The sequence below is a fragment of the Halorarum halophilum genome (assembly GCF_013401515.1).
Taxonomy (GTDB): Archaea; Halobacteriota; Halobacteria; order Halobacteriales; family Haloferacaceae; genus Halorarum; species Halorarum halophilum.
On the sequence record NZ_CP058529.1, the window covers coordinates 408,457 to 430,522 of the forward strand.

General features: G+C 70.3%; 23 protein-coding genes. 20 read left to right on the top strand and 3 right to left on the bottom strand.

What is annotated here, in order from left to right; genetic code table 11:
- Positions 1-138 precede the first annotated feature (138 nt).
- The 8 genes from dapA (at position 139) to HUG10_RS02125 (ending at position 7,172) form a co-directional block, all read left to right on the top strand.
- On the top strand, positions 139-1,044 hold the full coding sequence (dapA, locus tag HUG10_RS02090; protein WP_179170970.1) for a 4-hydroxy-tetrahydrodipicolinate synthase: 906 nt from the start codon (positions 139-141) through the stop codon (positions 1,042-1,044).
- Positions 1,045-1,096: 52 nt separating this feature from the next.
- The gene (gene dapB / locus HUG10_RS02095) at positions 1,097-1,861 is read left to right on the top strand and encodes a 4-hydroxy-tetrahydrodipicolinate reductase (RefSeq protein ID WP_281375681.1); all 765 of its coding nucleotides are present in this window, start codon (positions 1,097-1,099) and stop codon (positions 1,859-1,861) included.
- Positions 1,858-2,697, top strand: coding sequence for a 2,3,4,5-tetrahydropyridine-2,6-dicarboxylate N-succinyltransferase (locus HUG10_RS02100; RefSeq protein WP_179167978.1), 840 nt, complete (start codon positions 1,858-1,860; stop codon positions 2,695-2,697). The genes dapB and HUG10_RS02100 overlap by 4 nt, the downstream gene beginning before the upstream one ends.
- The gene (gene lysA / locus HUG10_RS02105) at positions 2,694-3,980 is read left to right on the top strand and encodes a diaminopimelate decarboxylase (RefSeq protein ID WP_179167979.1); all 1,287 of its coding nucleotides are present in this window, start codon (positions 2,694-2,696) and stop codon (positions 3,978-3,980) included. Before HUG10_RS02100 ends, lysA begins: the two co-directional genes overlap by 4 nt.
- Complete coding sequence (gene dapF, locus HUG10_RS02110; RefSeq protein ID WP_179167980.1) at positions 3,977-4,834, top strand: diaminopimelate epimerase; 858 nt, start codon at positions 3,977-3,979, stop codon at positions 4,832-4,834. The genes lysA and dapF overlap by 4 nt, the downstream gene beginning before the upstream one ends.
- Positions 4,831-5,934 (top strand): M20 family metallopeptidase, encoded by a 1,104-nt coding sequence (locus HUG10_RS02115; protein ID WP_179167981.1) that lies wholly within the window; start codon positions 4,831-4,833, stop codon positions 5,932-5,934. The genes dapF and HUG10_RS02115 overlap by 4 nt, the downstream gene beginning before the upstream one ends.
- Before the next feature lie 96 nt (positions 5,935-6,030).
- Positions 6,031-6,792, top strand: a complete 762-nt coding sequence (locus HUG10_RS02120) for an NRDE family protein (RefSeq protein ID WP_179167982.1) — start codon at positions 6,031-6,033, stop codon at positions 6,790-6,792.
- 26 nt (positions 6,793-6,818) lie between these two features.
- A complete protein-coding gene (locus tag HUG10_RS02125; protein WP_179167983.1) occupies positions 6,819-7,172 on the top strand; it encodes a helix-turn-helix transcriptional regulator in 354 nt (117 codons plus the stop codon).
- Between the two features lie 243 nt (positions 7,173-7,415).
- Here HUG10_RS02125 and HUG10_RS02130 read toward each other — a convergent pair whose 3' ends face one another.
- Positions 7,416-7,658 (bottom strand): hypothetical protein, encoded by a 243-nt coding sequence (locus HUG10_RS02130; RefSeq protein WP_179167984.1) that lies wholly within the window; start codon positions 7,656-7,658, stop codon positions 7,416-7,418.
- 247 nt (positions 7,659-7,905) lie between these two features.
- Positions 7,906-9,300 carry an adenylosuccinate lyase gene (gene purB, locus HUG10_RS02135; protein WP_179167985.1) on the bottom strand — a complete coding sequence of 465 codons (1,395 nt, stop codon included), beginning with the start codon at positions 9,298-9,300 and terminating at the stop codon, positions 7,906-7,908.
- Positions 9,301-9,468: 168 nt separating this feature from the next.
- Between purB and purH the strand changes: the two genes are divergently transcribed.
- A complete protein-coding gene (gene purH / locus HUG10_RS02140; protein ID WP_179167986.1) occupies positions 9,469-11,052 on the top strand; it encodes a bifunctional phosphoribosylaminoimidazolecarboxamide formyltransferase/IMP cyclohydrolase in 1,584 nt (527 codons plus the stop codon).
- A gap of 96 nt (positions 11,053-11,148) precedes the next feature.
- Here the strand turns inward: purH and HUG10_RS02145 are convergent, their stop codons facing one another.
- A complete protein-coding gene (locus HUG10_RS02145) occupies positions 11,149-11,943 on the bottom strand; it encodes a helix-turn-helix transcriptional regulator (RefSeq protein ID WP_179167987.1) in 795 nt (264 codons plus the stop codon).
- A 225-nt stretch (positions 11,944-12,168) separates the two neighbouring features.
- Here HUG10_RS02145 and HUG10_RS02150 point away from each other — a divergent pair, with 225 nt between their 5' ends.
- The 11 genes from HUG10_RS02150 (at position 12,169) to HUG10_RS02200 (ending at position 21,980) form a co-directional block, all read left to right on the top strand.
- Positions 12,169-13,152, top strand: coding sequence for a DMT family transporter (locus HUG10_RS02150; protein WP_179167988.1), 984 nt, complete (start codon positions 12,169-12,171; stop codon positions 13,150-13,152).
- An 87-nt stretch (positions 13,153-13,239) separates the two neighbouring features.
- Positions 13,240-15,726, top strand: coding sequence for a dihydropteroate synthase (gene folP / locus HUG10_RS02155; protein ID WP_179167989.1), 2,487 nt, complete (start codon positions 13,240-13,242; stop codon positions 15,724-15,726).
- Positions 15,723-16,445, top strand: coding sequence for an RNase P subunit p30 family protein (locus HUG10_RS02160; protein ID WP_179167990.1), 723 nt, complete (start codon positions 15,723-15,725; stop codon positions 16,443-16,445). The genes folP and HUG10_RS02160 overlap by 4 nt, the downstream gene beginning before the upstream one ends.
- Positions 16,417-17,073: a class I SAM-dependent methyltransferase gene (locus HUG10_RS02165; RefSeq protein ID WP_179167991.1), complete on the top strand. Its 657-nt coding sequence runs from the start codon at positions 16,417-16,419 to the stop codon at positions 17,071-17,073. The genes HUG10_RS02160 and HUG10_RS02165 overlap by 29 nt, the downstream gene beginning before the upstream one ends.
- A 53-nt stretch (positions 17,074-17,126) precedes the next feature.
- Complete coding sequence (locus HUG10_RS02170) at positions 17,127-17,609, top strand: Rpp14/Pop5 family protein (RefSeq protein WP_179167992.1); 483 nt, start codon at positions 17,127-17,129, stop codon at positions 17,607-17,609.
- Between the two features lie 4 nt (positions 17,610-17,613).
- Complete coding sequence (gene psmA / locus HUG10_RS02175) at positions 17,614-18,393, top strand: archaeal proteasome endopeptidase complex subunit alpha (protein WP_179167993.1); 780 nt, start codon at positions 17,614-17,616, stop codon at positions 18,391-18,393.
- 64 nt (positions 18,394-18,457) lie between these two features.
- Positions 18,458-18,901 carry a GNAT family N-acetyltransferase gene (locus HUG10_RS02180; protein ID WP_246310202.1) on the top strand — a complete coding sequence of 148 codons (444 nt, stop codon included), beginning with the start codon at positions 18,458-18,460 and terminating at the stop codon, positions 18,899-18,901.
- 111 nt (positions 18,902-19,012) lie between these two features.
- Complete coding sequence (locus tag HUG10_RS02185; protein WP_179167994.1) at positions 19,013-20,074, top strand: glucose 1-dehydrogenase; 1,062 nt, start codon at positions 19,013-19,015, stop codon at positions 20,072-20,074.
- Positions 20,071-20,721 (top strand): transcriptional regulator GfcR, encoded by a 651-nt coding sequence (gene gfcR / locus HUG10_RS02190; protein WP_179167995.1) that lies wholly within the window; start codon positions 20,071-20,073, stop codon positions 20,719-20,721. The genes HUG10_RS02185 and gfcR overlap by 4 nt, the downstream gene beginning before the upstream one ends.
- A 106-nt stretch (positions 20,722-20,827) precedes the next feature.
- Entirely contained in the window at positions 20,828-21,175 is a 348-nt protein-coding gene (locus tag HUG10_RS02195) for a glutaredoxin family protein (protein WP_179167996.1), read from the top strand.
- Positions 21,176-21,413: 238 nt separating this feature from the next.
- Positions 21,414-21,980 carry a DUF7110 family protein gene (locus HUG10_RS02200; RefSeq protein ID WP_179167997.1) on the top strand — a complete coding sequence of 189 codons (567 nt, stop codon included), beginning with the start codon at positions 21,414-21,416 and terminating at the stop codon, positions 21,978-21,980.
- Positions 21,981-22,066 lie beyond the last annotated feature (86 nt).

Below are 22,066 nucleotides of genomic sequence, written 5' to 3' on the forward strand. Positions count from 1 at the left end.
GTGTCGGCCGCCTTCTCGGGTCGGAAACCGAAACGCGCGTAGTCCGCTCGCGGCGGGAGTGGCACCCCCGTCCCGGGCGACCCCGGACGACCGCACCGCGTGACGACCGAACCCATCGACACCACCGACCCACACAGCATGACGATCCACCACGACACGTTCGCCGGCGTCTACCCGGCGATGACGACACCGTTCACGGACAGCGACGACGTCGACCACGAGCAACTCGCCGCCGACGCCCGACGGCTCGAAGCCGCCGGCGTCGACGGACTCGTTCCGGTCGGCTCCACCGGGGAGTCGGCGACCCTGACCCACGCCGAACACGGCGAGGTCGTCGAGACCGTCGTCGATGCCGTCGAGATTCCGGTCATCGCGGGCACCGGCTCGAACTCGACCCACGAGGCGGTCGACCTCTCCGAGCGCGCGGCCGAGGCGGGCGCGGACGCCCTGTTGCTCATCTCGCCGTACTACAACAAGCCGGAGCCGCGGGGCCAGTACGAACACTTCGCGGCGGTCGCGGAGGCGGTCGACCTGCCGCAGATAGTCTACAACGTCCCCTCGCGCACCGGGCAGAGCCTCGACCTCGACACGGTCGTCGAGCTCGCGGCGCTCCCGAACGTCCAGGGGTACAAGGCGGCATCCGGCGACATCGGACGCATCTCCGAGATCATCGAGCGGACGCGCGGGGAGACGTTCGACGTGCTCTCGGGCGACGACGCGCTGACGGTGCCGACGATGTCCGTCGGCGCGACGGGCACCATCAGCGTCGGGGGGAACGTCGTCCCGGAGCGGACGACCGAGATGGTCCACGCCGCGCTCGAGGACGACTTCGAGCGCGCGCGGGAGCTCCACCACGAACTCGCGCCGCTGTTCCGAGAACTGTTCCGCGAGACGAACCCCATCCCGGTGAAGGAGGCGATGGAGATCCGAGGGTACGGCCCGGCCGACCTCCGCCTCCCGCTCACGCGAGCGACAGACGAGACCCGTGCGGTCCTCGAGGACCTGCTCGCCGACCTCGAGGAGTCGGAGGTGGCCGAGGCGTGAGCTCCCTCGAACGCGAAGCGCGTCCGGAACACACGACCGGTGGTGACCGGTCGTGAGCACACGGGTCGCCGTCACCGGCGCGGGGGGACGGATGGGCCGGGAGGTCATCGAGGCAGCCGTCGACCGCGACGACGTCGACGTCGCGTTCGCGGTGAACCGATCGCCGGCGGAGGCCGTCGCGGGGATCGAGGTCCACGACGCGGCCGACCTCCCGTCCCTGCTGGCCGAGCACGACACGGACGCGCTGGTGGACTTCACCGGACCCGAGTCGAGCGTGGAGTACGTGGCCGCCTGCGCGGAGGCCGGCGTACCGGTCGTCGTGGGGACGACGGGCTACACGGACGAGCAGGAGCGGGCGCTCTCGGCGGCCGCGGAAACCGTGCCCGTCCTCCGCGCGTCGAACTTCTCACGCGGGGTCGCGGCGCTCCGCCGGGCGGTCCGGGCGGCGGTCGGGGCGCTCCCGGGCTACGACGTTGAGGTGACGGAGACCCACCACAACGGAAAGTGGGACGCGCCGAGCGGCACCGCGCTCACGCTCCTCGACGACATCGAGGAGGAGCGCGAGGACCTCACGAGCCGCACGCACGGGCGCGAGGGGGACGCCCCCCGTTCGGCCGAGGAGATCGGCGTCCACGCGCGCCGTGCCGGCGACGTCGCCGGCGAACACGAGGTCCTGCTCGCGGGCGACGACAACGTCCTGGAACTGACCCACCGAGCGGGTTCGCGGCGAGTGTTCGCCGCCGGCGCGCTCGACGCGGCGGTCTGGCTGGCCGGCCGGGAGGCCGGCGAACACGACTTCACGGAGGTACTCGAATGACGCTGGAATCCGACATCGACGACCTGTGGCACCGCTACGACGACGGCCTGACGGCCGGCGACCTGACCGACGAGGACCGGGCGACCCTGGAGGCGTTCCTCGACGCGCTCGAGGCGGGCGAGGTCCGCGCGGCCGAGAAGGCCGGCTCCTCCGTGACCGACTGGGAGGCCAACGAGTGGGTGAAGCGCGGCGTCCTGCTCAACTTCGGACTGCGGGAGACCGAGCGGCGGGAGTACGGCGGCGTCGGCTACTACGACGTCCTCCCGTTACGGGACACAGCAGATCTCGAGGCCGGCGGCGCGCGGAACACGCCGGACGGGACCGTCCTCCGGCGGGGCGCACACCTCGGCGACGACGCCATCATGATGAGCCCGTCGTTCGTCAACATCGGCGCGTACGTGGGTCCGGGGACTCTCGTCGACTCCTGCGACACGGTCGGCTCGTGCGCCCAGCTCGGACAGGGCGTGAAGCTCGGTGCCAACACGCTCGTCGGCGGCGTGCTCGAACCGGTCGAGGACGCCCCCGTGGTGATCGAGGAGGGCGTCTCGCTCGGCGCCGGCTGCCGCGTCACCTCGGGGTTCCGCGTCGGCGCGAACTCCGTCGTGGGCGAGAACACGCTGCTGACGCCCAGGATCCCGGTGTACGACCTCGTCGAGGAGGAGGTCCTCTACGGCCACCTTCCCGAGGACCGCCGCGCGTTCGCGCGGTTCGTCGAGTCGAGCGTCTCGGACCACGACCTGTTCGAGGGCGGCGCGTACAAGCCCGCGGTCGTCGCCACCCACATCGAGGAGGAGACGCTCGAGGCGACGCGGCGGGAGGACGCGCTCCGGGAATGAGCGACGATGCCACCCCGGTCACCGATGGGGGCGAGTCCGTCGCCGACGCCGCGGACGCCGACCCGGAGGATTCGCCGGCGATCCGCCGCCTCGCCGACTGGGACGCGGACCGGCTGTCGGACATCGCGGACGAACACGACACGCCGTTGTACGTCACCGACCTCGACCGCGTCGCGGAGAACTGCGCCCGGCTGCGCGCCGCGTTCCCCGACGCGGACCTCCGGTACGCGGTGAAGGCGAACACCGCCCGTGCGGTGCTCGAAGCGGTTCGCGACGCGGGACTTGGCGCGGAGTGCGCCTCGGCCGGGGAAGTGCGGCGCGCGCTCGACGCCGGGTTCGACGGCGACGACGTGGACTACACCGCCGTCAACCCGCCCGAGAGGGACCTCGACGCGGTCGTGGAGTGGTGGGAGGACGGTGCCGACCTCACGATCACGGTCGGCGCGGCGGACACGCTCGACCGCCTGCGCGAGCGAGGGTACGACGGACGGGTCTGCGTCCGCGCGAACCCCGGCGTCGGCGCCGGCCACCACGAGAAGGTCCGGACGGGCGGCGCGGCGAAGTTCGGCGTGCCGGCCGAGCGCGTCGCCGAGGTCTTCGCCAGTGCGAGGCCCGACTTCGACGTGGTCGGACTGCACGCCCACGCGGGCTCGGGAATCCACGGCGATGAGGACCTCGCGGCCCACCGGGAGTTCCTCGCGCGCGTCGCGGACCTCGCGGGGGACGTCGGCGACCTCGAGTACGTGAACGTCGGCGGCGGAATCGGAGTCCCCTACCGCGACGACGAGGAACCGCTCGACCTCGACGCCGTCGCGGCGGCGATCCGGGAGGAGCTCGACGGACTCGACGCGAGGCTGGCGCTCGAGCCGGGCCGCTACGTCGTCGCCGACGCGGCCGTGCTCCTGACCAGGGTGAACACCGTGAAGGGGGCGCCGAACGAACTCGTCGCGGGCGTCGACGCCGGCATGACGGACCTGCTGCGGCCGGCGATGTACGATGCCTTCCACGAGATCCGCTCCCTGGAACCGGACTCCGTCGACCGCGAGGAGGCCCCCGTCACCGTCGCCGGCCCCATCTGCGAGAGCGGCGACACCTTCTGCGAGGGCCGTCCGCTTCCGGTCCCGGAACGGGGCGACCTCCTCGCGCTGGGCAACGTCGGCGCGTACGGCTACGAGATGGCTTCGACGTACAACTCCCGCCCGCGTCCCGCGGACGTGTCGCTCGCGGGCGAGCTGCTCCGGGAGCGCGAATCGCTCGCGGACCTCACCCGACTGGAGCGATGACCGCCGTCGAGTTCGTGAAGTACCACGGGACCGGGAACGACTTCCTCGTCGTCGACGCCAGCGCCCCAGTTCCCGACCGCGAGGCGTTCGCCGTCGCGCACTGCGACCGCGAGACTGGCGTCGAGGCGGGGGAACGGCGCGGCGCGGACGGGGTGTTGTTCCTCGACCTCGACGTCGACGCCGATCCGGCGAGGGTCGAGATGACGCTCGTCCAGCCGGACGGCTCCATCGCCGAGATGTGTGGGAACGGCGCCCGGTGCGTCGCCTCCTGGGCCGCGGAGCGGAGCGGGGCGACGGAGTTCGTCGTCGAAACGCCGGCGGGTGACCGCCGCGCGGTCGTCCGCGACGACGGGGTGCAGGTCGAGATGGGCCGGCCGTCGTTCGCGCCGGCGGACGTGCCGCTCGCGCGCGAGGAACCGCTCGTCGAGGAGTCGGTCGAGGGGCTGACCGTGACGGCGGTGAACACGGGCGTCCCGCACGCCGTAGCGTTCGTCGACGACGTGGACGCCGTCGATCTCCCGGCGATCGCCCCGGCGGTCCGTCACGCCGACGTCTTCCCGGAGGGCGCGAACGTCACCCTCGCGGAAGCGGTCGACGCCGAGGAGGACGATAAGGGAGTCCGCTACCGCCAGCGTACGTTCGAACGCGGCGTCGAGGACGAGACCCGCGCGTGCGGGACCGGCGCCGTGGCGGTCCTGGCGGCTGCCCGGCGAACCGGACGGACCGACGGCGAATCGGCCGTGGTGTCGCCGCCCGGCGGCGACCTCCGTGTGACCGTCCCCGACGACGGGTCGGCCACGCTCGCGGGACCCACCGAGCGCGAGGCGTCTGGAACGCTGGAGGTGGAGCCGTGACCGACGAGTTCGACCCCGTCGAGTTCCTAGTGGCGGCGGTCCGGGTCGACTCGCACGAGTCGGTCGAGGAGATGCGGGAACTCCTTGTCGAGACGCTGGCGGACGCGGGCGAGGAACCGGTCGTCGACGACGCCGGCAACGTCCGCGCCGCGAAAGGACGGGACGACGGGCCCCACCTCGTACTGAACACGCACATCGACACCGTCCCGCCGGGACTCCCCGTCGAGCGAGAGGGGGACGTCCTCAGAGGGCGTGGCGCGTGTGACGCGAAGGGACCGCTGGCAGCGCTGCTGGCGGCATTTCTGGCAGTCGAACCCTCGAACGGGCGGCTCACGCTCGCGATCACCCCCGACGAGGAGACGATCTCGACCGGTGCGCACGCGCTGGTGACCGGCGAAGACGCGCTGAACGCGGACATGTTCGTCGTCGGCGAGCCAACCGACTGCGACGTCTGTACTGCCGCGCGCGGCCGGTTCGAGGGAACCCTGGCGCTCTCGGGAGGCGCGGCGCACGCGGCGGAGCCCGAGTCGGGGGTCAACGCGGTAGCCGCGCTGGAGTCCGCGCTCGGGGCGATCCGACGGTTCGACGACGACCGCGACCCCCATCCGCGACTCGGTGCGCCGACGCTGGTCCCGACCGGCGTAGGTGGCGGCGAGGCGTCGAACCAGGTGCCCGCCGAGGCGCGACTCACCCTCGACCGCCGGTCCGTGCCGCCGGAGACGGCCGAGGGGTTTCGCGCCGAACTGACGTCGTCGGTGCGGGAGGTCGTCCCCCGGGACGTCGGCGTCGAGTTCTCGCTGACCGATCGCCCGACGCCGTTCCTCGAGGCGTTCGACACCGACGCGGAGCACGAACTGGTCGGCGCGCTCGCGACCGCCGCGAGCAGCGTCGGCGAGGCGGGTGACGGCGAGGTTCGGCCCTTCGGGGCCGCCACGGAGGCGTCGTACTTCGCGCCGGCGCCGACGGTCGTGTTCGGGCCCGGCCACCTCGCCGACGACGAGGGGGCCGTCGCCCACTCGGAACGCGAATACGTCCGGTCGAGCCGCGTTCGAACGGCGGCCGAGGCGGTGACTCGCGCCGTGGACGGACTGGTTGGGTGAGCGCCGGTTCGCCGGCCGGCGGTCGGTTCCCGCTTCGCCGGTCAGTTTCACCCCCGACCGCCCCCGCTTTTCCCCACGGACCGTGTACCCGGTTCCATGTGTACGCTCACCCTCGCCTGGGACGTCTTCCCCGAGGCGCCGGTCCTCGTCGCCGCGAACCGCGACGAGTCGATCGACCGGCCGTCCGAACCGCCCGGCCAACTGGAACCGGGCGTCGTCGGCCCGCGGGACGCGCAGGCCGGCGGGACGTGGATCGGATACAACGAGGACGGGGTGTTCGTCGGCATCACCAACCGATGGGTCGAGGGGTTGCCCGCGGGGCGCTCGCGGGGGCTCCTCGTGCGCGACTGCCTCCGGGAGCCGTCCGCTGACGAGGCGGCGAGCCTCGTCGAGGAGTCGTGTGCGACCCACGACTACGACGGCTTCAACCTCGTGCTCGCGGACGGGGACACCGCCCTGTTGCTCGAGTGGGGCGGCACGCTCCGAGTCACCGAACTCGGGGAGGGCGTGCACGTCGTCGGCAACGTCGGGTTCGACGGGACGTACTACGAACCGCCGGGTCGCGTCGAGATCGCTGAGCAGCAGGCCCGCAACGCCCGCAGGCTCGCCGACCACCTCGGTCCGTTTCCCGACGAGACGCCCGAGGAGTGGCTCGAACGCGCCGGCGATGCGCTCGGAAACCACCAGTTCGGTGTCTGCGTCCACGAGGACGGCTACGGCACGCGCTCGTCGTCGCTGGTGCTGCTGGGTGCCGACGGGAGCCGACGGTACGACTTCGCCGACGGACCGCCGTGCCGGACGCCGTACGAGACCGTGATCGAGACCCAGGCTGCCGGCGGGGACGAAGGCCAAAGTTAAACGGGGGCCGCGCCGTGAGTCACCGTATGAGCGCCGCCGAGGCCGAAGCCGACCTCTCCGACGACGAACGCGCAGGGCTCGAACTCGTCCGTGAGACGGGCGGAGTCCACCAGAGCGACTTCTGGAAGGAGCTCGACGTCTCCTCCCGCAAGGGGAGCCGCATCGCCGAGAAACTCGCCGATCTGGAGCTCATCAACCGCGAGGACGCGGTGTACAACGGGCACAACACCTACTACCTCGAGCCGACCGCCGCCGATCTCGACTTCTCGCTGCTGATGGCCGGCGACCTGCTCTCGCCGTTCATCGGCGAGGAGGAGATCGACCCCAACAGTGACGCGTTCACGCAGTGGTTGATGAACCTCGCGTACGAGGAGTACTGATCCGAGGCGGCACGAGGAGGCCGCCGAAGTGTACTGACCTGAGGCGGTACGAGGAGGCCGCCAGGACATTCTGACCCGAGGCGGCACTGACGGACCGTCGCCGTAAGCCGGTTCGAAAAAAGGCTCTAAACGAATCCTCCACTTCGTCGCTCGACGCTGTCGGCGCAGTCAACGCTGGCCGGGGAGTCGCCGGACACCGTAAAAAACGCTCGTGGATTCGGACTGACCTCGACTCGCTCCGACTTACCGTCGGTCCCGCAGTCGGACCTCGTCGTCGTTGACGGTGTCGACGTGCTCGTTGCGGATCTCGTTCGAGTCGTCGTCGTCCCATCCCAGCATGTCCTTCACCTTGTCCGTGAGGCTCTTGTCCCTGTCGCGTTTGACCGTCGCGCGGTCGTCGTTCACGTCGTCGATGGTGCCGATGCGGTTCCCCTCGGAGGTGACGACGTTCTTGTCGCGGTCATCGTCGGTGAAGTTTCGTGCCATTGCGTCCGTTCCTTGCACCGGATCTCACAGAGTGCTGGTGCCTGTACCTGCTTGCCCCTTATACCCCGATAACCCGTTTCTACGTATCAATATAATACGAATCCGGAACCACGCCTCCTTTCGGGCGATTCTCTCGAGTAGTGTTCGAAATTCGCCAACTTCACCCCCGGGTGTCTGCTGGAGCATCGCGCCCGACGATCGAGGTCCCCAGGTGAGTACCCGACCGAAGATCGTCGCGGTCCGTCGGTCAGGTCTCCTCGTCGAGTTCGCCGACGAGTTCGTCGGCGTAGCCGGTGTAGGTGGCCGGCGTGAGCGCGCGTAGCTCCTCCCGGGTCGCGTCGTCCACGTCGAGGTCGTCGAAGAGTGCGCGGAAGTCGTCGAGGGTGGTCCTGCTCCCCCGGGTGAGTTCCTTCACGCGCTCGTACGCCCCGGTGTCGCCCTCGCGCCGGAGGATCGTCTGCACGGCCTCGCCGACGACCTCGGGGTTCGCCTCCAGTTCCTCGCGCATGACCCGCTCGTTGGGGGCGACCTTGTCGAGGCCGGCGCTCGTCTTGGTGTAGCCGATCAGGCAATGCGCGAGCGCGGCGCCGACGTTCCGCTTCACGGTCGAATCTGAGAGGTCCCGCTGGAGCCGGGAGGTCGTGACGTAGTCCCCCAGGAACGTGAGGTCCGAGTTCGCCTTGGAGAGGTTCCCCTCGGAGTTCTCGAAGTCGATGGGGTTCACCTTGTGGGGCATCGTCGACGACCCGGTTTCGCCGGCGGCGGCCTCCTGACCGAGGTAGCGGTCCGAGACGTAGAGCCAGACGTCGCGATCGAGGTCGAGGAGGACGTTGTTGGCCCCGCGGAGCGCGTCGAACAGCGCCGCGAGGTCGTCGCAGGGGTTCACCTGGGTCGCGAGCGGGGTGTGTTCGAGGCCGAGTCCGGCGACGAACTCCCTGGAGAACGAGCGCCAGTCGACGTCTGGGTAGGCGGCGCGGTGGGCGGCGTAGGTGCCGGAGGCGCCGGCGAGTTTCCCGGAGAGGTCGTCCGTCGCGGCGTCGATTCGGCCGAGTGCCCGCCCGAGTCTGGCGGCGTAGACGGCCATCTCCTTCCCGAACGTCGTTGGTGTCGCGGGCTGACCGTGCGTCCGGGCGAGCATCGGCACGTCGCGGTGCTCCCTGGCCATCTCGGTCAGGTCGTCGCGCACCTCTCGTAGCGCGGGAACGATGACCTCCTCGACGGCGGGCTTCACGAGGAGGCGGTGGGCGAGGTTGTTAACGTCCTCGCTGGTCAGGCCGAAGTGGATCCACGGGTGGACGCGCTCGGGCGTCTCGGTGCGAACGAAGTACTCGACGGCCTTCACGTCGTGGTTCGTGGCTGAGTAGCCTGCCGCGCCCTCCGTCTCCAGCCGCTTCACGAGACGGGCGTCCTCAGCGTCGAACTCCGCGAGGATATCGCGAAGCGCGTCGGCTTCGTCGTCCGAGAGCGTCAGGCCGACACCGGGTTCCTCGGCGAGCGCGAGCAGGTACTCGACCTCGACGCGGACGCGGGCGCGGATCAGCCCGGCCTCGCTCGCGTACGGGACCAGCGGCGCGGTCCGCCCGGCGTACCGTCCGTCGAGCGGCGAGACGGCCGCCAGCGGGTCCTCGCGGGGGATGTCCATACGCGCTCGTGCCGTCGCATCGGGCAAAGGCGTTCCGGTCGCTGCCACCACGGCCGTGCATACTCGACTTGGTTCGGCGCCTCCTAGACGACGATTTTATGCGAGTACGTGTATAAGTCGGCGCTACGGACCGCAATCGTTTTTCCGCCGGCGCGGGTCCCCTCAACCATGAAGATTGCCGGCATGGCGAGCAATCGCGGGCGGAACATCCGGAACATCGCGGACAGGGCGCCCGGCGGCGCCGAGCTCTCGGTCGTGCTGACGAACGACGCCGACGCGCCCGTGCTCGACGCGGCCGACGAGCGCGGGATCGCCACCGAGGTCGTCGAGCGCGACGCCGAGGAGTCCCGGGAGTCGCACGAGCGACGGGTGCTCGACGCGCTGGAGGGGTACGAGTTCGACCTCGTCTGCCTGGACGGCTACATGCGCGTGCTCACGGCCGAGTTCCTCGACGCCGTGCCGACGACGACGCTGAACGTCCACCCGTCGCTGCTCCCGTCGTTCCCCGGAAGGGATGCCCACGAGCAGGTGCTCGAGGCCGGCGTCCGCACGACCGGCTGCACGGTCCACGTCGTCACCGAGGCCGTCGACGCCGGTCCGATCGTGACCCAGGAACCGGTTCCGGTGTACGAGGGCGACGACGTCGACGACCTGAAGGAGCGCGTGCTGTACGAGGCGGAGTTCGCCGCGTACCCCCGCGCGATCAAGTGGTTCGCGGAGGGTCGCGTTGCGGTGGACGACGAGGAGCGGACAGTCACCGTGGACGGCGACGACGGCGGCGATTTCCCCGCCCGCAGGCTCGCGGGCGATGACCGCGTTCGGGAGCTCCGTTACGGGGAGAACCCCCATCAGGACGCCGCGCTGTACGCCGACACCACTTGCGAGGAGGCGAACGTCGTCGCGGCGGACCAGCTGAACGAGGGGGCGAAGGCGCTCTCGTACAACAACTACAACGACGCCGACGGCGCGCTGAACCTCATCAAGGAGTTCGACGAGCCGGCGGCTGCGGTCATCAAGCACACCAACCCGGCCGGCTGTGCGACCGCGGACACGCTCGCCGATGCCTACGCCGACGCGCTCGCGACCGACCCGAAGTCCGCGTTCGGCGGCATCGTCGCGCTCAATCGCGAGTGCGACGCGTCCACCGCGGAGCAGGTGGTCGACTCGTTCAAGGAGGTCGTCGTCGCCCCCGGCTACACGGACGACGCGCTCGACGTGCTCACCGGGAAGAAGAACCTCCGCGTGCTCGACGTCGGCGACCTCGGGGAGGTCACGGAGACGCACACCGAGAAGCCCCTCGTCGGGGGTCGGCTGATCCAGGAGCGCGACCGCCAGTCGCCGACCCGCGAGGACCTGGAGTTCGTCACTGAGCGCGAGCCGACCGACGACGAGGTGGAGACAATGCTGTTCGCGTGGCGGGTCCTGAAGCACGTCAAGTCGAACGGCATCCTCTTCGCGACCGGCACCGAGACCGTCGGCGTCGGCATGGGGCAGGTGTCCCGCGTCGACGCGGTCACGCTCGCGGCGATGAAGGCCGAAAAGGACGCGGAGGGCAAGTCCGCCGAGGGCGCCGTGATGGCCTCGGACGCGTTCTTCCCGTTCCCGGACGGCATCGAGGAGGCGGCCGACGCGGGCATCGAGGCGGTCGTCCAGCCCGGCGGCTCCGTCAACGACGAGGACGTGATCGAGGCAGCCGACGAGCACGGCATGGCGATGGCGTTCACCGGCTCGCGGTCGTTCCGCCACGACTGACGACGGGCCCGTCGTGCCGGGAGGCTAGCTGCTGCGTTTTCTCACCGCCCACTGGGAGATTCGGCACCCAACGGCTGGTGTCCGATTTTCGAGCGTTCAGGACGAGAACTCGTCGGGATCGATCGGCGACGCTGTCCGCCAGTAGTGATCGAACGTGTCGTGCGCCCAGGAGTAGACGGCCGGGTCGTCGGTGTCCACGGACGCCTGCAGCACCCCGTTCTCGTCGCGTAACAGCAGGTGGACCACGTCGTCCGCGATCGTCACCGCGAGGGGGACCCCCTCCTCGTGGATCCGCATCCCCGCGCCGTCGGACTCGAGGAGCCGTTCCAGCCGTCGCCGCAACCCGGAGTCGTCGGCGAGCGCGTCGATGGCGTTCCGCGAGAAGACGCCCCTGAACGTCCGGTCGGGGCCGGTTACCCGCTCCTGGACGGCGGTGAGGCTCTGCTCGTTGAACGCGTGGGAGAACACTCGGACGTCGTCCGCGTCGCGGAGGAGGTCGACGACCCGCTGTACCGGCGCGTTCGGCCTCGTCCCGCTGGGGACGGTCACGGTGGCGTCCGCGAGGCGGCCGAGGTCGAAGTCCATCGCGTGCGTCGGCAGGTACCGGACGATGTCGCGGAGCTTCCGCTCGGTCTCGACGATCCCCAGCAGGTCGGTAAAGCCCGACGCGACGAGCCGTCCCGTCGCCGTCGCCACGTACTCGCCGTCCTCCTGCCTGATCCACGAGAGGTCCTCGAAGTCGCCGAGGATCCGGCCGAGCGTCGCCTGCGAGGCGCCGGTCTCCCGGGCGAGCTCCGTCCGCGTCCGCCGGCCCACAGCGAGGAGTTCGAGCACCTCGACCCGGTTCGACGAGAGCGCGAGGAACTCGATCGTCTCCAGCGCCGATTCCATGGCTCCCCTGGAACCCGTCCCCGTAAACCGTTTTCGCACCGTGAAACCGTTTCACCGCACGAGTGAGTTCCGCGGAGCCGGGTTATTTCTTCCCTTGAAATTATTTCTGAACGAAACTATACGTGCGGTTCCCGTACCGACTGGTACGATGATCCACTCGTCTCCCTCGCCGCTCTCCCCCGGTGCAGCGTCCCCGACCCTCCAACACCGAACGGAGGGCCCCCGGTGATCGACCGGCGCTCGCTCGCCTTCATTGCGGTCACCGCCGTCCTCTTCGGCGGCACGTTCGTCGCCGCGAAGGCCGGGCTCGACTACTTCCCTCCGCTGCTGTTCGTCGCGTTCAGGTTCGACGTCGCGGCCGTCGTGCTGGCGGGCTACGCCCTCCTCACGACGTCGCGGGAGGACCTGCTCCCGCGGACGCGTGGCGACGCGGCCGGGATCCTCGCGACCGGGCTCCTCGTCATCGGCGCGGCCAACGCGTTGCTGTTCGTGGGCCAGCAGTACGCCACCAGCGCCGTTGGATCGATCGTCTTCAGCCTCAACCCCATCCTGACGCCGGTGTTCGCGGCGGTCGCCCTGTCGGACGAACGCCTCTCCGCGCGCGGGTCGGCCGGGATGCTCCTCGGCCTCCTGGGCGTCGGTCTCGTCGTCAGCCCCGACCCCGCCAACCTCCTCGGCGGCGGAGTGGTGGGCAAGGCGTTGCTGTTCGCGGGGGCGACGTGCGGGGCGCTCGGGAGCGTGCTCATCCGACGGGCCGACGGGACCCTGTCGAGCACGGTTCGAACCGCCTGGGGGCTCCCGTTCGGGGCGCTCCTGTGTCACCTCCTCTCGCTGTCCGCCGGCGAGTCGGCCGCTGCCATCACGTGGGCTCCCGAGGCGATCGTCGCGCTCGGGTATGTCGGGGTGTTCGCCGGCGCCGTCGCGTACATCACGTACTTCTCGCTCATCGACGAGGCCGGCGCCATCCGGGCGAACCTTGTCTTCTACGTCGTGCCGGTCGTCGCGACGCTGGGCGGGTGGGCGCTGCTCGGGGAGTCGATCTCCCCGCTCGCGATCGCCGGCTTCCTGACCATCTTCGCCGGGTTCGCGGTGCTCGGGAGCGAGTCGATCGACGCCCGGTCTGTCCTCCCGACGCTGCGCACCGACCGCGCGGAACCGGACGGACGACTTGGCGACCGCGGCGAACTGCGCGGTCACGAGTCGGACTGAGGCTCGCGGTGCGGCCAAGGGACCGAAGCCCCCTCACCGTCGCGGAGACCCGTTAGCCTAAAGCGGCACCCGCGGGTCCCACGGTGTATGGAGTACTACGAGGCGGCGAACTTCCTCTTCGACCTCCGCCGCTTCCAGGTCAAGCCGGGCACCGAGTCGGTGCGAGACCTGCTGGCGCACCTCGGTGATCCGCACGAGGACGTGGACTTCGTGCAGGTCGCGGGGTCGAACGGGAAGGGGAGCGTCGCGCGGATGGTCGAGTCCGTCCTCCGCGCGGACGGGCGGACCGTCGGCCTCTACACGTCACCGCACTTCGAGGACCTCCGCGAGCGGATCCGGGTCGACGGCCGGAAGGTCCCGCGACGCGAGGTCACGGCGTTCGTCGAGGAGGCGAAGCCGTGGCTGATCGAGCGCGCGGCCGACGGCGAGCCGCTGACGTTCTTCGAGGTCGTCACCGCGCTGGCAGTCTGGCGGTTCGGCCGCGCCGACGTCGACGTGGCGGTGCTGGAGGTCGGGATGGGCGGGGAACTCGACGCGACGAGCGTCGTCGACCCGGTCGCCGCGTGCGTGACGAACGTCGCGCTCGAACACACGAGCGTCCTCGGGGACACGGTCGAGGAGATCGCCGAGACGAAGGCGAAGGTGGCGCCGGCCGACGCGCCGCTCGTCACCGCCACGGACGGGGTCGCCCTCGAGACGGTCCGCGAGGTGGCCGGCGACGTGGTGACCGTCGGGGACCAGGGTAGCGACGCGGACGTGACCGCCGAGTACGGCGGCGCGGTGAGCCACCAGGAGTCGCGCGTGTCGCTCGCAGGCGACGACTGGGCTGTCGACTCCCGGATTCCGCTGCTCGGCGCCTACCAGGCTGCCAACGCCGGGGTCGCCGCCGCGCTCGTCCGACAACTCGGCGTCACCGACGGGGGGACCCTCGGTCGGGGGCTCCGGAACGCCCACTGGCCGGGCCGCTTCGAGGTGATGGAGACCGGCCCATTCGTCGTCCTCGACGGCGCGCACAACCCCGGTGCGTGTGCGACGCTCTCGGCCACGCTGGCCGAACTCGACTTCGAGGCGCTCCACCTCGTCTTCGGCGCCATGCACGACAAGGACCACGACGAGATGGTCGAGGCCCTCCCCGATCCCGACACCGTCCGGACGTGCGCCCCGACGCTCGACAGGGCCGAGGACCCCGAGGTCCTCGCGGAGGTGTTCCGACGCAGGACCGACGCCGCGGTGACGGCCGACTCGTCGGTCCCGGACGCGCTTCGGGCCGCCAGGGAATCGGCCGACCCGGGCGACTGCGTGCTCCTCACCGGCTCGCTGTTCTGCGTCGCGGAAGCGCGCACGGAGTGGACCCGGACCGGGATCCGGAAGGACGTGGAGTCGGCGGCGGAGGCCCGCTCGGTGCTCCGCGAGGCGAACGTCACGGAGGCCGGCGTCGAGCGGATGGGCGGGAAGGCAGTTCACCGCGTCGTCGAGACTCGCGTATCGGCGCGCCAAGCGGAGTACCTCAAACAGGAGCTGCTCGCGCTCGGCGGGGAGTGCGCCACTCCTGGGCTCGACAGCGACGGGGAACTCCACGACGTGGTGTTGATGGGCACCGATCGACAGTTCCGCTCGCTCGCCCGCGCGCTGGACGACCAGGGGATAGGGTTGCCGGCGGTCGGCGAACACGTCCGCGACTGGCTCGAGTTCGACGAGGAGTCCGCCTCGCGGGGGTATCCCTGGGAGGACGGCACGGCGGTGATGGGCGTCCTGAACGTCACGCCCGACTCCTTCCACGACGGCGGGGAGTTCTTCGATCCCGCGGACGCGCTGGCCCGCGCGGAACGGCTCGTCGAGGCCGGCGCGGACATCGTCGACGTCGGCGGGGAGAGCACGCGTCCGGGCGCCGAGACCGTGCCCGTCGACGAGGAAATCGACCGCATCGTCCCGGTCATCGAGGCCGTCGCGGACGCCGACGCGCTCGTCTCGGTCGACACGCGGAAGGCGGCGGTCGCGGAGGCCGCGCTCGACGCGGGGGCGGACGTCCTCAACGACGTGACCGGGCTGGAGGACCCGGAGATGCGCTTCCTCGCTGCCGAGCGCGACGTGCCCGTCATCGTGATGCACAGCATCGACGCGCCGGTCGACCCGACCACCGAGGTGGAGTACGACGACGTGGTCGAGGACGTGATCGACCAGCTCAGCGAGCGCGTCCTGCTCGCGGAGAAGGCGGGCATCCCGCGAGAGAACGTGATCGTCGACCCCGGGATCGGCTTCGGGAAGTCGAGGCGGGAGAACTTCGAGATCCTCGGGCGGGTCGACGAGTTCCACGCGCTCGGCTGCCCGGTGCTCGTCGGCCACTCGCACAAGTCGATGTTCGAATTGGTCGGCGGTGAGGCGGGCGACGCGGGTGCCGAGACGGTGGCGGGGACCGCGCTCGCGGCGGCCAACGGCGCCGACATCGTCCGGGTGCACGACGTCGAGGAGAACGTCCGAGCAGTTCGGATCGCGGAGGCCGTGAGCGACCCGGATGGGTTCGACACGCCCGACGGATCCGACGGGTCTCCCCGCTCCGAGGGGCCGGAGCCGTGACCGACGCTCCGCCGTACGAGGCCGTGTTCGCCCACCCCGACGGCGACGCGACCGTCGGGCGCTACGCCCGGACGGCCCGCGAGTACGGCTTCGGGGGCGTCGTTGTCCGGACGCGGACGGCCGAGTTCGACGCGGAGGCGCTCGCCGGGACCACCGGCGTCGACGTCGTGCCGGCAGTCGAGATCGTCGCCGACGACCCACCCTCCGCGAGCGGGAGCGTCGGCAACTTCCGACCCGACTTCCCGCTCGTGCTGGTCCGAGGTGGCACGAACGCGCTCAACCGGTTCGCGGTCGAGCAGGACCGCGTGGACGTGCTCGCCCGGCCGATGGAGGGCGACGGCGACTTCAACCACGTGCTCGCGAAGGCCGCGAGGGAGTACGGGACCCGGGTCGAGTTCGACCTCGGCCCCGTGCTCCGGGAGTCCGGCGGGTCGCGGGTTCGGGCGCTGAAGGACCTCCGGAAGCTCCGGGAGCTCGTGACCCAGTACGACGCGCCGTTCGTGGTGAGCGCCCGGCCGTCCTCGCACCTCGAACTGCGCGCGCCGCGGGAACTCGTGGCCGTGGGGCGGGAGGTCGGTTTCACGGTCGAGCAGGTCCGGACCGGCCTCGCCGAGTGGGGTCGACTCGCCGAGCGAAATCGCGACCGACTCTCCGAGGAGTTCATTTCCCCCGGGGTCGAACGGGGCAGGTATGAAGGGGACGATCGAGGAGCACGCTGAGCGCTTCTCGGAGATCGCGGCGGAGTACGACGACGACAAGACGCCCGAGTACGAGGCGTGCGCCGGGCTCGTGGTGAAACGGGCGCGGCCGAACGGGACGGATACCGTGCTCGATCTCGGCTGCGGGACCGGCGCAATCGCGCTGGCGCTCGCGGAGGACGCCGAGCGCGTCGTCGGGCGCGACATCAGCGAGGGGATGCTCGCGGAAGCGCGCCGGAAGGCGGAGGAACGCGGGCTCGGGAACGTCGAGTTCGGCGAGGGGGAGTTCCGCGAACCGAACTACGACGGGCCGGCGAACGTCGTCACGTCCAACTTCGCGTTACACCACCTGAGCGAGGCAGAGAAGCGGGAGACGATCGAGACGATCGCGGGCCTCGACGGCGGGCAGTCCCCCTCGCGGACGTCGTCCGTCGGCCCGCGACGGGTCGTGCTGGGCGACGTGATGTTCTTCGGCTCGCCCGACCCGGACGAGCCGTTCTACAGCCCCGAGGTCGACGACCCGTCCACGGTCGGCTCCCTCGTGGAGATGTTCACGAGCGTCGGCTACGCGGTCACGAAGGTGGACAGAGTACACGACCAGGTCGGTGTCATCACGGCCGAGCGTGTGCTCGCGAGCGGGCAGGAGTAGCCCGAGGCGACCAGTACGGTACGGACGAGAACGACGCAACCGGAATCCCACCGATGAAACACCTCCCCAAGCACATCAGGCCCAGGTGGCGCTACCTGGCCGTCGGCATCGAGGCGTGGCCCGACGCCACGCTCGCGCGCGGGTCGTTCCAGCGGCAAGTGTGGTACTCGGCCCAGAACCTCCTCGGCGACCCGGGGAGCGCCGACGCCGACCTCACGGTCGTCCGCTTCCGGTTCGCGGACGGGACGGGCGAGGCGCTGGTCCGGACGCGCCGGGACGAGGTCGACGCCGCCAGGGCCACGCTGGCCTGCGTCGACGAGGTGGACGGCGACGCGGTGGGCCTTCGCGTGCGGGGGGTCTCGGGGACGATACGGGCCTGTGAGGAAAGGTATTTAGGACGCGCGGGCGGAACCGTTGACGAGAGAGACGTCGTGTTCGAAAGCGAGCCCCGGCACGGTCACGTGCGGGACGGCGCGGTCGACGTCGAGACGCCGTCGGGGTTCGTGGCTGCGATCGACGAGGACATCTCACAGTAATATCATGCAGGGTCAAGCCCAACAGCAGGCGTACGACCGGGGTATCACCATCTTCTCCCCGGACGGTCGCCTCTACCAGGTCGAGTACGCGCGCGAAGCGGTCAAGCGAGGCACGGCGAGCATCGGCGTCCGGACCGATGAGGGGGTCGTGCTCGCGGCGGACAAGCGGTCGCGCTCCCCGCTGATGGAGCCGGCGTCCGTCGAGAAGCTCCACAAGGCCGACGACCACGTCGGCATCGCCTCCGCCGGCCACGTGGCCGACGCCCGACAGCTCATCGACTTCGCCCGCCGCCAGGCGCAGGTGAACCGCCTCCGCTACGGCGAACCGATGGGAATCGAGACGCTGACGAAGACGATCACCGACCACATCCAGCAGTACACCCAGGTCGGGGGCGCGCGCCCGTTCGGCGTCGCGCTCATCATCGGCGGCATCGAGAACGGTCGGCCCCGCCTGTTCGAGACGGACCCCTCGGGGACGCCCTACGAGTGGAAGGCGCTCTCCATCGGCGCCAACCGCACGGACGTCCGCGACTACCTAGAGGAGGGGTACGAGGACGAACTGGGGCTCGAGGACGGGATCGAACTCGCGCTCGGCGCGCTCGCCGAAGCGAACGAGGAGGGGCTCGAACCGGAGGGCGTCGGCCTCGCGACGATCGAGGCCGAGGAGCCACAGTACGTCGACCACGGCGTCGAGCGCATCGAGGGCTACCTCTCGGAGTTCGGCTACCTCGCCGAGGACGCCGAGGAGTCCGAGGACGACGACGGCTCCGAGGAAGCCGAGTAGTCGGCCCCGTCACGGTTTCGCATGGGACCGTTCCATTGACGGTCCCCCCACGATACGTCCGCGCGTGAGCTACGAACTCAGGGAGGGTCCGCCGTCGGTCGAAGACTTCCAGCACCTCCGCTCCGCGGCGGACATGACCGCTCGTCCCCGCGAGGGCGTCGAACGCGGCCTGCCGAACAGCGTCTACGCCGTCCACGTCGCCGCTGTCCCCGACGAGGGGGAGGCACCCGGAAGCGAGGGAACACGGTCAGCGGAGACCGTCGGGATGGCTCGCGTCGTCGGCGACGGCGGTTCCGTCTACCACGTCTGCGACATGGCGGTCCACCCGGCCCATCAGGGTCGCGGGCTCGGAACGAAACTGATGGACGCGGTGATGGCGTTCGTCGAGGTGGACGCGCCGCCCGGCTCCTACGTGAACCTCATGGCGGACGTCGACGGGTTCTACGAGCGGTTCGGCTTCGCGGAGACGCGCCCCGCGTCGAAGGGGATGTTCTACCGGGTCGAGTGAGACAGGTCCCCGATTCCGGTGCGGGTGCCAGGCGAACGGCGCGCCACAGTCGGCACAATCTTTACTCGGAATAGAAGAAACTATTTGGCGAAGTGGCCCCAACCTCGGCTCATGAAAGCGATCGCGGTTCGGCGGGGGGAGACGTCGCCGTCCCTCGTCGAGCACCCCCGACCGGAGCCGGGACCGGGAGAGGCGCTCGTACGGACTCTCCGCGTCGGCGTCGACGGGACCGACCACGGGGTGCTCGCAGGGGGACACGGGCAGTTCCCCGCCGGTGCGGAGCACATGGTGCTCGGACACGAGGCGGTCGGCGTCGTCGCGGACCCGAACGGGACCGGGTTCGAGGCGGGCGACGTCGTCGTCCCGACGGTGCGCCGGCAATCGAACGGCCCCAACGAGTACTTTGCGCGAGGCGAACCCGACATGGCGCCCGCCGGGGAGTACGTCGAGCGGGGGATCGAGGGGGCACACGGGTTCATGGCCGAGTACTTCACCAGTCCGGCCGAGACCCTCGTCGAGGTCCCCTCAGCGTTCGCGGAGCTGGGGTTCCTGGTCGAGCCGATCTCGATCACCGTGAAGGCGATGGAGCACGCGAGGGCGTCCCGGTCGGCGTTCGACTGGTCGCCCGAGTCGGCGCTGGTGCTCGGCAACGGGAGTCTCGGCCTGCTCACGCTCGCCATGTTCCGGGAGCCGTTCGACCGGCTGTACTGTCTCGGGCGGCGGGACCGACCGGATCCGTCCATCGAGCTCATCGAGGCGCTCGATGCGACGTACGTCGACTCGCGCGAGACGCCCGTGTCCGAGGTCGCGGACATGCACGAGGGGATGGACGTCGTGTACGAGGCGACCGGCTACCCGAAACACGCGTTCGAGTCGATCCGTGCGCTCGCACCGAACGGCGTGGCGGCGCTGCTCGGAGTCCCCGACCCGTGGACGTTCGAGATCGACGGCGGCGCCCTGCACCGGGAACTCGTCCTCCACAACAAGGCGCTCGTCGGGTCGGTCAACTCGAACGTGGGTCACTTCGAGCGCGCGGTCGACACGCTCGGCGACTTCCCCGGGTGGTTCCTTGACGACCTGGTGACCGGGGTGTACGGCATCGACGAGTTCGGGCAGGCCTTCGCGGACGACGACACCACTATCAAGGCGGCCGTGGAATTCGGCACGAGATGAAGAACGTCGACGACCTGATCGAGGACGCGGCGGCGCTGGCGGAGCGCGGGCTCGCGAAGGGGGAGATCGCGGACGAACTGAACGTGTCGCGCGAGACGGCGTCGTGGCTCGTCGAACGCGCCGGCGCGACCACCGAGGGGAGTACCGTCCGGGACGAGTCCCGGCAGACACAGCCGAGCGGGCCGAGCGACATCCACGTCGACTGGAGTACGATCGGACGCGACAGCCAGCGGCTCACCCACGTCGGCCGGGCGATGGCGGACCTGCTCGCGAAGGAGGGCGAGGACGTGGACCTCACCGTCGGCATCGAGAAGGCGGGGACGCCACTCGCGACGACGATCGCGCGCGAACTGGACACCGACCTCGCTGCGTACGCCCCCGCGAAGCACCAGTGGGAGGAGGGCGACATCGACGAGCGCGGCGGCGGCTTCTCCCGGAACTTCGCGACCATCCGGGACCGCGAGTGCTACGTCGTCGACGACACGGTGACGAGCGGGACGACCCTCACCGAGACGGTCGAGGCGGTGAAGGAGGAGGGCGGCGACCCAGTTGCCTGCGGGGTCATCGTGGACAAGCAGGGGCTCGAGGAAGTCGCCGGGGTCCCGGTCTACTCGCTCATCACCGTGGTGGGCGTCGGCCGCGACTGACCAGCGCCTGGGGGACGATGGGGGACGACTGTCCGGTTCGCTCGTCGCCACGTCGGGTCCGTTCAGCGGCGCAACGTCTTTGAGTCGGTGCCACCTACGAACGGGTATGACGTTCCAACCCGACGGCGAACTCTCCGCCGAGGACGCCCGTGGACGGGTCGACGAGGCCATCGCCGGTAACGACGTGGTGCTGTTCATGAAGGGGAACCGCCTGATGCCCCAGTGCGGCTACTCGAAACGGGCGCTCGAACTCATCTCGGCCCACGTCGAGGAGTTCGAGACGGTCGACGTCCTCCCGGCGCTCCCCGCGTACCGGGAGGCGCTCGAGGCAGAGAGCGGGTGGGAGACCATCCCGCAGACGTACGTCGACGGCGAGTTCGTCGGCGGGAGCGACATCCTCGCCGAACTCGAGGAACGAGGAGAGCTGGGTCGGACGCTCGCGGGCGAGGCGTGAACGAACGAACGGCTCCAGCGGTGGCGGTGAGGGCGACGACCGCATCGCCGCCGACCCCGCGAAACGTGTCCGAGTCATCGGGTGACCGGACGGCGAACCGCGTCCGGCCCGGGCCGTCGCCGGTCTCGGTCCCTTGCGTACGAGGGGCAGACCCTATAAGCCCGGGGCACGTATCTACCGCCGAGCAGATTCCTGAACACGGTCCACACCGCCAATCCCCCACCTCTCGAACCCATCAATGACAGGCCGCGTATACAGACTCCATTCGACGCTCGAACTGCCACTCGAAGACGTGGAAGCCCACTTCGACGGGAACCCCGACCTCCCCGAGGGCGTCGAGGACGTGGACATCACCCGTCGGAACAACACGCTCATCATCAAGGCCGTCGCCGAGGACGAGAGCCTGAGCAAGTACACGCCCACCGCTCAGCTCAAGGCCAGCGTCTCGGAGACGCGCGTGTACGAGGAGGAGCCTCCGAAGACCGGCGGGGGCTGGATGCAGGAGGAGGAGGAGGAGATCCCGAGCGAACTCGTGGAGTTCGCCTGCTTCAAGGGCGACCGCGAGACGGTGCTCCAGAACACCGCCCTCCAGTACCCGATGTTCGAGGTGCTGCGCGACATCGCACTCCTGTCGGAGAAGGGCACGCTCACCGCCATCACCGAGAAGGACGGCGACCTCCGGGCGACCCGGATCGTCGAGGGCGAGGAGCGACCGGCGAGCGTGGAAGTCGTCGAGAGCCCGCGCAAGGACGGCGCCAACGGCGGCGGCGTCAACTGGCGCGACAACAAGTTCATCTCGGACTGAGGACACGTCGCCTGCCGTACTCCCGTTCTATACCAACCAGTTCCATCCCCAGTAGAATCGCTTCCACCGGTCTCGACTGCCGATTC